Here is a 13,765-nt window from a genome sequence, read left to right as displayed (position 1 = left end):
GGGAGACGACTTGTGAGTAAAGTAGCTGTTTTAGGAGCGGGTAGCTGGGGCACTGCCCTTAGTATCGTGTTGGCTGATAACGGACATGATGTCAGATTATGGACACATCGAAAAGAACAGGCTGATGTTATTAATTCAACACATAAAAATGAAAAATATTTAGAAATAATGATTCCAAAACACATTAAAGCATATGACGATTTGGCTAAGGCTGTTGAAGGTGTTTCCGTAGTGGTTGTAGTTGTACCTTCCAGTGCTATAAGAGATGTTTGTTCCAAATTAAATAATTTCATTTCAGAAGAAGTTACAGTAGTTCATGCCTCAAAAGGAATTGAGCCAGGCTCTTTAAAAAGAATCTCTGAAATGATGGATGAAGAAATGACCAATTACCTGTATGAAGATATCGTAGTTTTGTCTGGCCCCAGTCATGCCGAGGAGGTTGGTAAGCGACAACCCACAACGGTTACCGTGTCATCCCTAAATGAAAAGAATGCAAAAGTAATTCAAGATTTGTTTATAAATGAATCTTTTCGCGTTTATACAAGCAATGATATTCTTGGAGTTGAGTTAGGGGGGGCACTTAAAAACATCATTGCACTTGGTGCGGGCATTTCAGATGGGCTTGGGTATGGCGATAACGCCAAAGCTGCCTTAATAACCCGAGGCTTAGCTGAAATCGCTAGACTAGGTACCTCTCTTGGTGCAAACCCACTTACATTTCTGGGGTTACCAGGTGTTGGTGATTTGATTGTTACTTGTACAAGTGTCCATAGTAGAAACTGGCGTGCAGGAAACTTGTTAGGAAAAGGACGTAAGCTAGATGAAGTTTTAGACCAGATGGGGATGGTAGTAGAAGGGGTAAGAACTACTAAAGCTGCATATCAGTTTGCAGAAAAACAGCAAATTGATATGCCTATCACCAGTGGGATTTACTCCATTTTGTTTGAAGACGAAAAACCAAAGACTGTCGTTGATCAATTGATGAGTCGCTCAAAGCGGGAAGAAATGGATGATTTGGCTGTATTACTAAGTAAGAAGTATTCTTAAGTACTATCACGTGGGTTTGTTCTTTGCATATACTATGCCTGAAAAGACATTTGCAAGGAGGAAACCGTGTGGGTAATTTTAAAGAAGATCTTTTTGGTAACTTAGAAAAAAAATCTAATATTAAGCAAGAGGATGTATATAAAGTAGCTGATTCTATGAAGCATGCTAATCTTTCTGATGAAGAAACAGTTAGAAATCTCGTAAGACAGTTAGCAAGAATGGCTAATAAACCGCTACCTCAGGAAAAAGAAGATAAAATTGTAGAATCTGTAACTAAAAATAATATTCCGATGGATATGCAATCGTTAAATAAAATTTTTAAAAGTTAGGTTTTATAGGCAAGTGATGATACAAAATAGTAATCGTTCGCATAAAATAAAACGCACATGCATTCATGGATAAAGTTGCCGAGGATATTATTTAGTCTTACTGGGATGGAGCTAGCCCTCTTCATCTCAGTTATTTTTTTGTTGTAACTACAAAAAACCAATTAACTGCCTTTTTTGAAACCGGAAATGCACAAGCTGTATTTGACTTGTCCGGTTTTTGCCACAAATTCATGTTTTTATCTGCTGCCTATCATTATTGCCGTATGTTATAATACTATTGGCAATTAATAAACCGTAAGTATAGGAGGAAATGATATGTCCACTTCCATGCTAAATATGTATATATCTTTTGTAGGCATGGGACTCTTAATTTTGGCAATTGGATTAATTGTTCTCAGTAGATATAAGCTTAAAGGATGGCTAGCAGGTATTGTAGCAACAATCGCATATATCTGTCTGATATTTGGTAGCATTATTATATTTTATATTGTTTTAAGCGGACCAACCAAGTAAGGCAATAGGAGGGCCAGGCATGAAATATACGTACATACGCGTCATAGGAGCTATCCTAATGGTTTTTTTACTAAGTGGATGTCTATATCCAAATAGTGAGTTATCTAAGAACCAGGTACCTAATGAGCTGCAATTAGAAATGGTTCAGTCAGCAGTGGATACCTACCGTGAAGAAACACAAGGGCTAGTACCGATTAAAACGAAAGATCAGGATACACCAATATTTCGTAAATACTTGCTTGATTTTAGTGCACTTCAAGAAAAAGGTGTTTTAACTGAAATACCAGGAACGGCCTATGAAAACGGGGGGCTTTATCAATATGCTTTACTTACCCCTGAAAAAAACCCACGTGTTAAGTTGATTGATTTAAGAATTGCAGATGTGATCCGTGAGGTTGGGGTTAAATTGAATATTTACAGGAATGAAAATATGTATCCGCCCTTTGGACGACCTATTACAAATAATTTATATAAAATTGATTATGAGAAACTTGGTTACGAACACGAACCATATGTAACTAGTCCATACTCCCAAAAAAAATTACCTATCATAATGGATACTGAAGGGCAGCTGTATGTGGATTATCGGGCTGATTTATACGAGGCGCTTAATAAATATGAGCATTCGTATAAATTTGGTGATGATATCCGCTATCTGTTAGCTGAAAATACACCATTCTTACCAGCATATTCCTATCCTTCTACAGTGAAGAGTGGAGAAGTAGTATATAAATAGATAAAATAAATTCATAAATAACCCCACGTAGCATAGATTGTTACAAGGGGTTATTTTTTATCGAATAAAACTAGTTTCTTGTACACACAACATACATAATTATTTTACGTATTGAGTCATAAATTGATAGGACAACATCATAGACTTGTAATGTCAATTATACGTATGTTGTTCATAATTAATTGGTTAAGGAAATTGGGAGGGGATCGTTTGGAAAAAATTGATATCTTTAAAGATATTTCGAAACGGACAAACGGAGACATTTATTTAGGAATTGTTGGAGCAGTAAGAACAGGTAAATCAACCTTCATTAAAAAGTTTATGGAGCTTGCTGTATTACCTAATATCCATGATGAAAGTGATCGCTCAAGAGCACAGGATGAGCTGCCACAAAGTTCCGCAGGCAGGACAATAATGACTACAGAACCTAAGTTCATACCAAATCAAGCCGTAAGTATAGAAGTAGAAGAGGGTCTGGATGTTAATATTAGACTTGTTGATTGTGTTGGTTATGCGGTCAATAGTGCAAAAGGATATGAAGACGAGAATGGCCCTAGAATGATTCATACTCCGTGGTATGAAGATCCAATACCATTTCATGATGCTGCAGAGATAGGGACTAGAAAGGTGATTCAAGAACATTCAACAATTGGTGTAGTTGTTACCACAGATGGTTCCTTCGGAGAAATACCACGTAATGATTTTATAGACGCGGAAGCACGCGTGGTAGAAGAATTAAAAGAGGTAGGAAAACCATTTATAATGGTTGTGAACTCTGTTAAACCAACTAGCAGGGAAACTGAATTACTTCGTCAGGAATTAATTGAAAAACATGATATTCCAGTGTTAGCAATGAATGTTGAGACAATGTCAGAGCACGATGTTTACAATGTATTACGTGAAGCTTTATATGAGTTTCCTGTGTTAGAAGTAAATGTTAACCTTCCTAGCTGGGTGATGGTACTTAAAGAAGACCATTGGCTACGTACAAATTATCAGGAAGCTATTCAGGAAACAGTTAAAAGTATTAAACGCCTGCGTGATGTTGACAATATTGTTGGAAACTTTGATGAATATGAATATATTGAAAAAGCAAATCTTGCAGGAATGGAACTCGGTGAAGGGGTTGCAGAGATTGATTTACATGCTCCTGAATACCTTTACGACCAGATCCTAAAGGAAATAGTAGGGGAAGAAATTAGAGGTAAAGATCACCTATTAGAATTAATGCAGGACTTTGCTTATGCTAAAAGAGAGTATGACCAAGTATCAGGTGCATTAAAAATGGTGAAACAAACAGGTTATGGTATTGCTGCTCCATCACTTGAAGATATGGAATTAGAAGAACCAGAGATTATCAGACAAGGCTCTAGGTTTGGTGTAAGACTAAAAGCAGTTGCTCCGTCTATTCACATGATTAAAGTAGAGGTTGAATCTGAATTTGCTCCAATTATAGGGACCGAAAAACAAAGTGAAGAGTTGGTAAGATATCTGATGCAGGATTTTGAAGAAGATCCATTATCGATTTGGGAGTCTGACATATTTGGTAGGTCACTTAGTTCAATCGTTAGAGAAGGAATACAAGCTAAAATTGCTTTGATGCCTGAAAATGCAAGATATAAACTAAAAGATACGTTAGAGAGAATTATTAATGAAGGCTCCGGCGGTCTAATCGCTATAATTCTTTAGCAGCGCAACACTGGCTGCTATTTTTTTTGTTTCAAAAATTAAGCTGCAGAATTGAACTGATAGAAAATAATAAAAGTTTTAACTAAAACGGCAGGAAAACAAGCGTTAATGTCGTATATATATCTATTAAGGGCAAAAACCCGGTAAAAGAATGGTGTATTAAGGTTTATATAAACTAAGCCTAGTTTTCAAGAATTGGAAAAAAATAACGTATTTTATGGTAAATATGGTCTAAATTACAAATAAATCTAGAGAAATTACGTACTTATTGTTGAATTTTAAGGCAATGTCGGTTAATATAAGCCTTGTCAGACATGAAAATGTTGACACAAAGTATATTTGATGGCAAATTGGTTAAATAATGTGATATATAATATATATATTAATTATTTACTCCAATGTCGAATTGAAGTTTTTTTGGGAGGAGGTGAATGTCATGAATAAAACAGACTTAGTAAATGCAGTTGCTGAAAAAAGCGAACTTTCAAAGAAAGATGCTACAAAAGCTGTAGACGCGGTTTTTGAATCTGTCATGGATTCACTTAAAAGCGGTGAGAAAGTTCAATTAATTGGTTTTGGGAACTTTGAAGTACGTGAGCGTTCAGCTCGTAAAGGTCGTAATCCACAAACTGGAGAAGAGATCGAAATTCCAGCAAGCAAAGTACCTGCTTTTAAACCAGGTAAAGCCCTAAAAGAAAGTGTTAAGTAATATTTCTACATAGGGGAAAAGGGGTGCGACTAGTCGCACCCTTTTTTATTGTTTAAATTTTAGACTTTGGAAAACCAATGTACTCTTAAATCGTTGACACACTATCGATTTTAAGTGATAGTATTAAATACATAAAACTAACGAGGAGAGATATCGTGGAAAAATCTGGAGATAAGAATGACTTTTTTGTTATAAAGGCATTAGAAGACGGTGTTAACGTGATAGGTTTAACTCGTGGTTCGGATACGCGTTTTCACCACTCTGAAAAACTTGATCGTAATGAAGTAATGATTGCTCAGTTCACTGATCATACTTCAGCAGTTAAAATTAGAGGCAAAGCAATCATCCAAACAAGTCATGGTGAAGTTAGCACAGAATAATAAACATAAAAAAACACAGCAGATTATTATGAGGAAAGCAATCGTGATTGACAAATTCCGTGCTCAAGTAACCTGATAGTTCGATGTTACCAGCAACCAAAAAACAGTGTTTAGTATGATAGGCTAGTCAAAGTGTGCTATAATATCAAATGTGAATAAAGTATGTATGAAAAGGTTTAGGTGATTATGTTGCCAACTTCTAATGTGGAGGTTAATAAACTCCGGTCATTGATTGAAGATAAAATACAACACGATTATGTAGATGAAATTATTCAGAAACCAGCAATCGATGAGATTAAATTGTCACTGTTGTACATCACCATGAAGCAATCTAATTTACCACAATCGACTAAAGAGAGTTATATATTATCTACTTTGTTCGTGCAAATGGCTCTGGACATACATGAAATAGTACCAGTTGAAAACAGCAAAGGCGAAAGCAAAACTAATCAGAAAAGCCGACAATTAATGGTCTTAGCAGGAGATTACTACAGTGGTTTATTTTACTCATTGCTTTCTGAAACAGAAGATTTTTCAATTATACATATCCTAGCTACAGCTATTAGGGAAATTAATGAGAACAAAATGCATCTTTATTACAATCATATTGGCTCAGTTGAAGAAGCAATTGAGTTGCTGATGAAAATAGATTCACTACTGGTTTCTCGGATAATTAAAGAAGTTCAGGTTATACCAGAAATAGCATTGATAGAAGAAATTATTATAGTCAACACGTTGTTACAACAGAAAGATTTGTTACTCATACATGAGGATCAGTCATCATTATTTAATAGAATATCTATACCGACAGAAAACAAGCAAGGTTTGTTGGGGAAATTAGATACAATTATTGAGGAAAAAATTCTATTAATAAAAAAATACATTGCTGAGATCCCAACTCATTATGATGTTCTAAAACATGATCTAATGAAAATCCTGGAGAATATACTTCAAAACGACATTTCCATTGTTAAAGAAGGGTGAACCATGCAACAACAAACTAAAGAAGAACGTGTCCACCATGTTTTTGAAAAAATATATACAAATTACGATTCAATGAACTCCATTATTTCGTTTCAACGACACAAAGCTTGGCGTAAAGATGTTATGAATCACATGCAGGTTGGGAAAAACACAAAGGCACTTGATATCTGCTGTGGAACAGGTGACTGGGCTATCGCAATTGCAAATCAGACAGGTTCTGATGGCAAGGTTTACGGACTTGATTTTAGTCAAAATATGCTGTCAGTTGCAGTAGATAAACAAATGGAACTTGGGCTAAATCAACTTGAGTTTATACAAGGTAATGCAATGGAACTCCCCTTTGAGAACAATTCATTTGATTATGTTACCATTGGATTCGGATTACGAAATGTTCCAGACTACATGAAGGTGTTAAAAGAAATGTACCGGGTTGTGAAGCCAGGTGGAAAAGTAGTATGTTTGGAAACATCCCAACCTACCATAGGAGGATACAGACAACTCTACTATATGTATTTCCAATATGTTATGCCTTTATTTGGAAGGCTGTTCGCAAAAAGTTATAAAGAATATTCATGGTTACATGAATCAGCAAAAGATTTCCCAGATAAACAGAAACTCCAGACAATGTTCCATCAGGCAGGGTTTTCTCATGTGCGGGTGAAAAGTTACACAGGTGGTGTCGCAGCAATGCATATGGGGTTTAAAGAAAAAAAAAATAACTAAAAAGTTGCGAATGTTAAAAGGTGAATTGCATGAAACTAGCAAAAACATACAATTATTTAAAAAGAGATTTAGATTATATAGAAAGTGCTTTAAACGAGGTAATCAAAGCCGATCACCCTGTTTTAAGAGAAGCATCATCCCACTTACTTAAAGCTGGTGGAAAAAGAATAAGGCCAGTTTTTGTTCTATTAGGTGGACAATTCGGTCACTATGACATTGAAAGAATGAATATCGTTGCAACATCCCTGGAATTAATTCATATGGCCTCACTTGTACATGATGATGTAATTGATGATGCAGAAATACGCCGGGGTGAAATGACTATTAAAGAGCAATACGATAATCGGGTTGCCATGTATACGGGCGATTATTTGCTAGCGCGCTCTTTGGAAAGTATTACGACGCTAAATGAGAAACAGGCACATCAAACCCTTGCAAAAACAATAGTGGAAGTTTGCATCGGCGAAATTGAACAAATAAAAGACAAATATGTATGGGATCAATCTATGCGTACATATTTACGTAGAATAAAAAGAAAGACGGCATTATTGATAGCAACTAGCTGTAAGCTCGGTGCTATCGTAGCAGGTGTAAATAATACTGATGCAAATCGGTTATTCAAGTACGGTTATTACATAGGGATGTCCTATCAAATAATTGATGACATTCTAGATTTCACGTCATCAGAAAAAGAATTAGGTAAACCTGCCGGAAATGACCTGTTACAGGGTAATGTAACACTACCTGTGCTTTATGCTATGAAGTATCCATCATTCAATTCTTTAATTAAAAGCACATTCAATAAAGCAGAACCTGTAACAAAGGAGCAGATGAATCGATTAATTATGTCTCTAAAACAGACAGATGCAATTGAACGTTCTTATCATGTAAGTAATCTATATTTAACAAAAGCATTACGAACATTAGACAAGTTACCAGACAACCGTGCAAAACAGTCTTTAAATGGAATTGCTACCTATATCGGAAAAAGACGTTCATAATCGAAACTTCCTCTGATGAATGAATTGTCTTTTTGTGAAAAATTTGTTAGAATTTAACGGTTGATGAAAATTATATTGACTATACATAAAAGAAGAGGTGTTGAAAATGGAAAAAACATTTTTAATGGTAAAACCAGATGGTGTACAGCGTAATCTTATTGGAGAGATCGTTAAACGCTTTGAAAGTAAAGGATTTAAATTAGTTGGAGCTAAACTTATGGTGATTTCAGATGATTTAGCTAAAACACATTATGGTGAGCATAAGGAACGTCCGTTCTTTGGAGAATTAGTTGACTTCATTACTTCTGGTCCGGTTTTCGCAATGGCTTGGGAAGGTGAAAATGTAATTAAATCAGCTCGTGACATGATGGGCGCAACGAATCCATCAGATGCAACTTCAGGTACGATTCGTGGAGACTATGCTATGACTGTTGGTAAAAACATTATACATGGTTCCGATTCCCCAGAGAGTGCTGAAAGAGAACTTAACTTATTCTTTGATGAAAAAGATTTAATTACCTATTCTAAGCAAGATGGAGATTGGATTTATTAACTCCTGTATTTCTTTAATCAAAAATTAAAAGAATGAATAAATAGCCTCCCTTAAACCGGAGGCTTTCTTTAACTACTGTTCTACTGTAGAGGGGTATACTATGCCAGAAAGATACAGCGAGTTTATTATACATATAAAACGAAAACTGGGAATTGATCTTGGTTTGTACAAGGAAACTCAGATGAAACGCCGCATCATATCTCTTAGAAATAAGCGGGGATATACTAATTTTGAATCTTACGGGGCAGCAATGGATCACGATCCAATACTTTTACAGGAATTTATCGATAGGCTAACGATTAACGTTTCTGAATTTTATCGTAATCCTAAAAGATGGGACGTTTTGTGCAACGAGATTTTACCTTCTCTTTTACAAGGTACACGGGAGATAAATATCTGGAGTGCTGCCTGTTCAACTGGTGAAGAAGCTTACACGCTAGCAATGTTAGCTGCTGAATTTTTCCCTAAACATTCTGTTAAAATAACAGCAACAGATATAGATGAACAGGCTTTAGCCAAAGCAAAACAGGGAATCTATCAAGTACAAGCATTAAAAGATTTACCTGCTAAACTCAAAGACAAATACTTTTCGGTAAATCACGGCCTTTATCATGTTGATTCAGATCTTAAAAAAATGATTCATTTTAAGAAACATAACTTGTTAGCAGATAAATATCCTAGTAATATGGACTTAATTGTTTGCCGCAATGTTTTAATTTATTTCACAGATAACGCAAAAGAAATCATATATAACAATTTCAGTAAATCACTCAAAGGAAAAGGTGTGTTATTTGTTGGGAGTACAGAACAGATCTTCACTCCAAAGATATATGACCTTGAATTATTGGATACATTTTTCTATCAAAAAAGTTAAGAGTACTCTTGTCATCTGGCAAGGGTACTCTTTAATCTAGGCATTTTTGGTAAGTTACGTCGCAGTTGATGCAAACTGCGACATAGTGAAAACTTTTTCTACGCTGTTCCGGCAGAATACTTCGCTTGCACCACTCCGGGTACAAGTGCGACATCTGCTCAAGCTGACGCTTTCACAGTGTCTACTATGCCGCCGGGCACGGCCTTAGTCTCCTCAGAAGCAAAGAACGCTTCTTCCGGGGTCTTCGGACGCGTGCTGTTCTAAGCAGGAGTCTACGTATTCTGCCTTCACTAAGATAGAAACATGTAATGAACCCTATGTTTCATGGGACTCCTTCTCCCTTGAAGAGAAAAGCTATTTAAGCTGCGGAAAAATGCGAGACTCCAGTGGGAGAGGAACAGTCTGAAGACCCCGCAGTGAGCGGTTTTTGCTCTGAGGAGGCTGAGGCGTTCCCCACGGAAAGCGAGTGTTTTTCCGCAGTGCTGGGTCAGCACCAATTTAGTAAAGGGTGGTAGGAAATCAACCTAACAGTTACTTCGCAGTTATAGAAATTGGTTCATAAACAATAATCTTTTAGAAAACAGCTTTAATATTTAAACCGTTAGTATACCTAAACATCCATCAAGTTTGTTATGGTAAAGGTAATTAAAAAAATAAGGGAGGTAATTCTTATGCGCTATTTAACTGCAGGAGAATCACATGGAAAACAATTAACAACCATTATTGAAGGTCTACCATCACATATGCCACTAACCAAGGAAGATATTAACCACTCTTTGCTACGGAGACAAAAAGGACATGGCAGAGGTAAACGTATGCAGATCGAGAAGGATTTGGTAGATATAACGAGTGGTGTTCGACATGGCTATACCCTGGGCTCCCCTATATCTTTAGTTATACATAATGACGACTTTAAGCATTGGATAGACATTATGGGTGAGGACCCATTGAGTGAAGACGTCAAAATCAGACGTATTGTCACAAGACCTAGACCTGGTCATGCCGATTTAAATGGTGCACTTAAGTACGGACACCGGGACATGCGAAATGTTCTTGAACGTTCTTCAGCACGAGAAACAGCTGCTCGGGTTGCAGCTGGAGCTGTTGCAAAAATACTTTTACAGCAAATTGGTATTGAAGTAACTGGTTATGTAAAAGAGATTGCAGGAATTAAAGCAGAGGATAAAGAACAGCTCACAAGCAAGGAACGTCAAGATATTTCAGAAGAATCGCCTGTTCGTACACTGGATAAACAAGTAGAGAAAAAGATGATGGACGCCATTGATCAGGCTAAAAATGAAGGGGACTCAATTGGAGGAGTAGTGGAAGTATATGTGGAAGGGATGCCGGCTGGAATCGGTTCATATGTACACTATGACCGAAAACTAGATGGACGTATTGCAGGAAGTGTTGCAAGTATCAATGCATTTAAAGGTGTTGAATTTGGTCTGGGTTTTGAAGCAGCAAGAAGAAGTGGCAGTCAAGTACACGACGAGATTGCATGGAATAAAGAGATTGGATATTATAGAAAATCGAATAATCTTGGTGGATTTGAGGGTGGTATGACCACTGGGATGCCAATCATTGTAAAAGGAGTTATGAAACCTATTCCAACACTATATAAACCACTTCAAAGTGTTGATATAGAAACAAAAGAACCGTTTAACGCAAGTATTGAACGCTCTGATTCATGCGCAGTGCCTGCAGCATCGGTAGTGATGGAACATGTGGTTGCTTTTGAGCTGGCAAAAGCTATTACAGAACAATTTCCGTTTGACCAGTTTCCTAAATTACAACAAGCGATAAAGGATTATCGAGAAGAAATAAGGTGTTTTTAAAATGGAGAGACTAGAAGTTAAAACAAAAACAAATAACTATCCAATTTATCTTGGCAGGAATCTTCTTCACCAAATGAATTCATACCTGGCAAAAGAATATTCAACGATACTTATTATAACCGACGAGAAGGTAGAAGGGCTTTATTTAGGTGATATGAAAAAAGGCTTGAAAAATCATCCGTGTGTTTTTCATACAGTGGTACCAAGCGGAGAAAAATCTAAAAGCATAGAAATGTTCTACGAGTTGCAAACAAAGGCTATAGAATATGGACTAGATAGAAACGCACTTATTATTGCGTTTGGTGGTGGAGTTGTTGGTGACTTAGCAGGTTTTGTTGCTTCTACATTTATGCGGGGAATAGATTTTATCCAGGTACCTACTACTATATTAGCTCATGACAGTAGTGTGGGTGGTAAAGTAGCTGTAAATCATGGACTAGGAAAAAACTTAATTGGTAGCTTTTATCCACCAGTAGCGGTTATTTATGATATCCAGACGTTGCAATCTTTACCAGCAAACGAGATCAGATCAGGCTATGCAGAAATCGTGAAGGAAGCATTAATTGCTGATCAGGAACTTTTCGAAGATATTTTGAAAACCAAATTAGGACAATTATCGGATGAGAGTTTAAAGAATCATATATTTCGAGGAATTGAAATAAAAAAACATTTTGTCGAAGCAGATGAAAATGAAAAAGGTATTCGTGCTTTTCTTAATTTTGGACATACGTTGGGTCATGCACTAGAATCGGAATACGGCTATGGGACACTATCCCATGGAGAAGCTGTAGCGATTGGGATGTTGTTTGCTATGAATGTCAGTGAGACGGTTTTTTCCACTAGTCTTCCTGTGGAGAGGCTGCAAAAATGGTTAAACGATAATATGTATCCTTTACAATTGAATCAAATCAACATTGAAAAACTAATAAAACGAATGAAATCGGATAAAAAGGTTGTAAATAATCATATCCTAATGGTGTTATTAAACGGTATAGGTAACCCTGTCAGTGTAAAAATAAACGATACCGATCTTAAGAAATATATGATAGCCTTTTTTGATGAGGAAAGATAAAAATATAGGAATCGCGTTTAGAGGAGATGTAAGAAATGGAAACAATTATGGAAGCAGTTCATTTAATGGAAAACAAAAAAACAAAAGAAGCGATCGACTTATTAGAAAACCATCTTCCTTCAGCTGATGAAGACGAAAAATTTACGATAGCAGAATTATATATTCAATGGGGGATATATCCTCAAGCCAGTTACATTTTGCAGGACTTATTACAGCAATACCCAGATGAAAGTGAATTACGCGTAATGCTTGCAGATATCTATATTGAATTAGACGATGATGAAACAGCAATTGATTTGTTAAACGATATTAAGCCGGATGACCCAGCCTATATCCAAACGTTGATTCAATTAGCAGATCTGTATCAAGCTCAAGGCCTATTTGAAGTTGCAGAACAGAAATTGCTCGCAGCAAAAAATCTTGAGCCAGAAGAAGCACTGATTGACTTTGCATTAGGTGAGTTGGCCTTTTCAATTGGAGAGTATCAAAAAGCGATCACGTTTTACGAAAGAATTTTACCAAAAACTAATGAGATAGCTAATGTATCTATTAATGACCGTCTTGCTGAGGCGTATGCTGCATCTGGAGAATATGAACTCGCGCTTAGCTATTTTCAGGAGCTAGAAAGTGAAAATCCTGATACGCTGTTTAAATATGGGTATACAGCTGCGCACGCTAATCGAAACGATATCGCGATAAAAGCATGGGAGCATGTAATTGAAATCGATCCACATTATCTGTCTGTGTATTATGAGCTTGCAAAGGCATATGAAACAGAAGAGCGTACAAATGAAGCATATGAAACAATTAGCAGGGGATTAAGTCTGGATGATTTCAACAAAGAACTCTATTTTTATGCTGCTAATTTAGCTCATCAATTAAACAAAAATGATGAAAGTGAAAAATACAGTCGAGAAGCCGTAGCAATTGATCCGGATTATAAAGAGGCAGTCCTATTTCTAGTAGAAACGTTAAAAGTGCAGGAAAAATATGACGAAATTCACGATTTAATCATTGAAATTAAAAAATCGGGTGCAGATGACCCTCTGTATGATTGGGAACTTGCCCGTGCTTTAGATAAAAGAGAATTGTTTAAAGATGCATTAATTCAGTATGATGAAGCATACAATAGACTAAATCAAGACAGTGATTTCTTAAAAGAATACGGGTATTTTTTAACTGAGGAGGGGAAAACGGAAAAAGCAATTAGTATTTTTACAAAATATTTGGAAATCCAGCCTTTAGATACGGACATTGAGGAATACTTAGATCGATTAATTCAATCAACTGAAAGGTAATATAGATGTAATGAGGGAG

General features: G+C 36.3%; 15 protein-coding genes. All 15 read left to right on the top strand.

Annotated elements, in window-relative coordinates:
- Positions 1 to 12: 12 nt before the first annotated feature.
- A complete protein-coding gene (locus ACOI1D_RS09495; RefSeq protein WP_422501036.1) occupies positions 13 to 1,047 on the top strand; it encodes an NAD(P)H-dependent glycerol-3-phosphate dehydrogenase in 1,035 nt (344 codons plus the stop codon).
- Positions 1,048 to 1,115: 68 nt separating this feature from the next.
- Positions 1,116 to 1,376, top strand: coding sequence for a stage VI sporulation protein F (locus tag ACOI1D_RS09490; RefSeq protein WP_422501035.1), 261 nt, complete (start codon positions 1,116 to 1,118; stop codon positions 1,374 to 1,376).
- 315 nt (positions 1,377 to 1,691) lie between these two features.
- Positions 1,692 to 1,889 (top strand): DUF2768 domain-containing protein, encoded by a 198-nt coding sequence (locus ACOI1D_RS09485; RefSeq protein ID WP_422501034.1) that lies wholly within the window; start codon positions 1,692 to 1,694, stop codon positions 1,887 to 1,889.
- A gap of 19 nt (positions 1,890 to 1,908) precedes the next feature.
- Entirely contained in the window at positions 1,909 to 2,625 is a 717-nt protein-coding gene (locus tag ACOI1D_RS09480; protein WP_422501033.1) for a hypothetical protein, read from the top strand.
- A 210-nt stretch (positions 2,626 to 2,835) separates the two neighbouring features.
- Complete coding sequence (gene spoIVA / locus ACOI1D_RS09475) at positions 2,836 to 4,314, top strand: stage IV sporulation protein A (RefSeq protein WP_422501032.1); 1,479 nt, start codon at positions 2,836 to 2,838, stop codon at positions 4,312 to 4,314.
- A 436-nt stretch (positions 4,315 to 4,750) separates the two neighbouring features.
- Positions 4,751 to 5,023, top strand: a complete 273-nt coding sequence (locus ACOI1D_RS09470; RefSeq protein WP_404452853.1) for an HU family DNA-binding protein — start codon at positions 4,751 to 4,753, stop codon at positions 5,021 to 5,023.
- A 155-nt stretch (positions 5,024 to 5,178) separates the two neighbouring features.
- Entirely contained in the window at positions 5,179 to 5,403 is a 225-nt protein-coding gene (gene mtrB / locus ACOI1D_RS09465; RefSeq protein WP_422501031.1) for a trp RNA-binding attenuation protein MtrB, read from the top strand.
- Positions 5,404 to 5,607: 204 nt separating this feature from the next.
- The gene (locus tag ACOI1D_RS09460; RefSeq protein ID WP_422501030.1) at positions 5,608 to 6,387 is read left to right on the top strand and encodes a heptaprenyl diphosphate synthase component 1; all 780 of its coding nucleotides are present in this window, start codon (positions 5,608 to 5,610) and stop codon (positions 6,385 to 6,387) included.
- 3 nt (positions 6,388 to 6,390) lie between these two features.
- Positions 6,391 to 7,110: a demethylmenaquinone methyltransferase gene (locus tag ACOI1D_RS09455; protein ID WP_422501029.1), complete on the top strand. Its 720-nt coding sequence runs from the start codon at positions 6,391 to 6,393 to the stop codon at positions 7,108 to 7,110.
- 29 nt (positions 7,111 to 7,139) lie between these two features.
- Complete coding sequence (hepT, locus tag ACOI1D_RS09450) at positions 7,140 to 8,111, top strand: heptaprenyl diphosphate synthase component II (RefSeq protein ID WP_422501028.1); 972 nt, start codon at positions 7,140 to 7,142, stop codon at positions 8,109 to 8,111.
- 106 nt (positions 8,112 to 8,217) lie between these two features.
- Positions 8,218 to 8,664, top strand: coding sequence for a nucleoside-diphosphate kinase (ndk, locus tag ACOI1D_RS09445; RefSeq protein ID WP_422501027.1), 447 nt, complete (start codon positions 8,218 to 8,220; stop codon positions 8,662 to 8,664).
- 100 nt (positions 8,665 to 8,764) lie between these two features.
- Positions 8,765 to 9,538 carry a CheR family methyltransferase gene (locus ACOI1D_RS09440; protein ID WP_422501026.1) on the top strand — a complete coding sequence of 258 codons (774 nt, stop codon included), beginning with the start codon at positions 8,765 to 8,767 and terminating at the stop codon, positions 9,536 to 9,538.
- Between the two features lie 671 nt (positions 9,539 to 10,209).
- Positions 10,210 to 11,376, top strand: a complete 1,167-nt coding sequence (gene aroC / locus ACOI1D_RS09435; protein ID WP_422501025.1) for a chorismate synthase — start codon at positions 10,210 to 10,212, stop codon at positions 11,374 to 11,376.
- A 1-nt stretch (position 11,377) separates the two neighbouring features.
- Complete coding sequence (gene aroB, locus ACOI1D_RS09430; RefSeq protein ID WP_422501024.1) at positions 11,378 to 12,448, top strand: 3-dehydroquinate synthase; 1,071 nt, start codon at positions 11,378 to 11,380, stop codon at positions 12,446 to 12,448.
- A 35-nt stretch (positions 12,449 to 12,483) separates the two neighbouring features.
- On the top strand, positions 12,484 to 13,746 hold the full coding sequence (locus tag ACOI1D_RS09425; RefSeq protein WP_422501023.1) for a tetratricopeptide repeat protein: 1,263 nt from the start codon (positions 12,484 to 12,486) through the stop codon (positions 13,744 to 13,746).
- Positions 13,747 to 13,765: the final 19 nt, after the last annotated feature.

Origin of the sequence: Virgibacillus sp. DJP39 (assembly GCF_049310925.1) — a bacterium.
Lineage (GTDB): Bacteria > Bacillota > Bacilli > Bacillales > Amphibacillaceae > Virgibacillus_F.
The sequence above is the reverse complement of the archived record's forward strand: the minus strand, read 5'-3'. Positions and strand labels throughout refer to the sequence as shown.

Bases quoted from the DNA above. Each gene is read 5' to 3' on its own strand.
- ACOI1D_RS09485 (WP_422501034.1), top strand. From the start codon at position 1,692: ATGTCCACTTCCATGCTAAATATGTATATATCTTTTGTAGGCATGGGA.
- ACOI1D_RS09480 (WP_422501033.1), top strand. From the start codon at position 1,909: ATGAAATATACGTACATACGCGTCATAGGAGCTATCCTAATGGTTTTT.
- ACOI1D_RS09470 (WP_404452853.1), top strand. From the start codon at position 4,751: ATGAATAAAACAGACTTAGTAAATGCAGTTGCTGAAAAAAGCGAACTT.
- ACOI1D_RS09455 (WP_422501029.1), top strand. From the start codon at position 6,391: ATGCAACAACAAACTAAAGAAGAACGTGTCCACCATGTTTTTGAAAAA.
- hepT (WP_422501028.1), top strand. From the start codon at position 7,140: ATGAAACTAGCAAAAACATACAATTATTTAAAAAGAGATTTAGATTAT.
- ndk (WP_422501027.1), top strand. From the start codon at position 8,218: ATGGAAAAAACATTTTTAATGGTAAAACCAGATGGTGTACAGCGTAAT.
- ACOI1D_RS09440 (WP_422501026.1), top strand. From the start codon at position 8,765: ATGCCAGAAAGATACAGCGAGTTTATTATACATATAAAACGAAAACTG.
- aroC (WP_422501025.1), top strand. From the start codon at position 10,210: ATGCGCTATTTAACTGCAGGAGAATCACATGGAAAACAATTAACAACC.
- aroB (WP_422501024.1), top strand. From the start codon at position 11,378: ATGGAGAGACTAGAAGTTAAAACAAAAACAAATAACTATCCAATTTAT.
- ACOI1D_RS09425 (WP_422501023.1), top strand. From the start codon at position 12,484: ATGGAAACAATTATGGAAGCAGTTCATTTAATGGAAAACAAAAAAACA.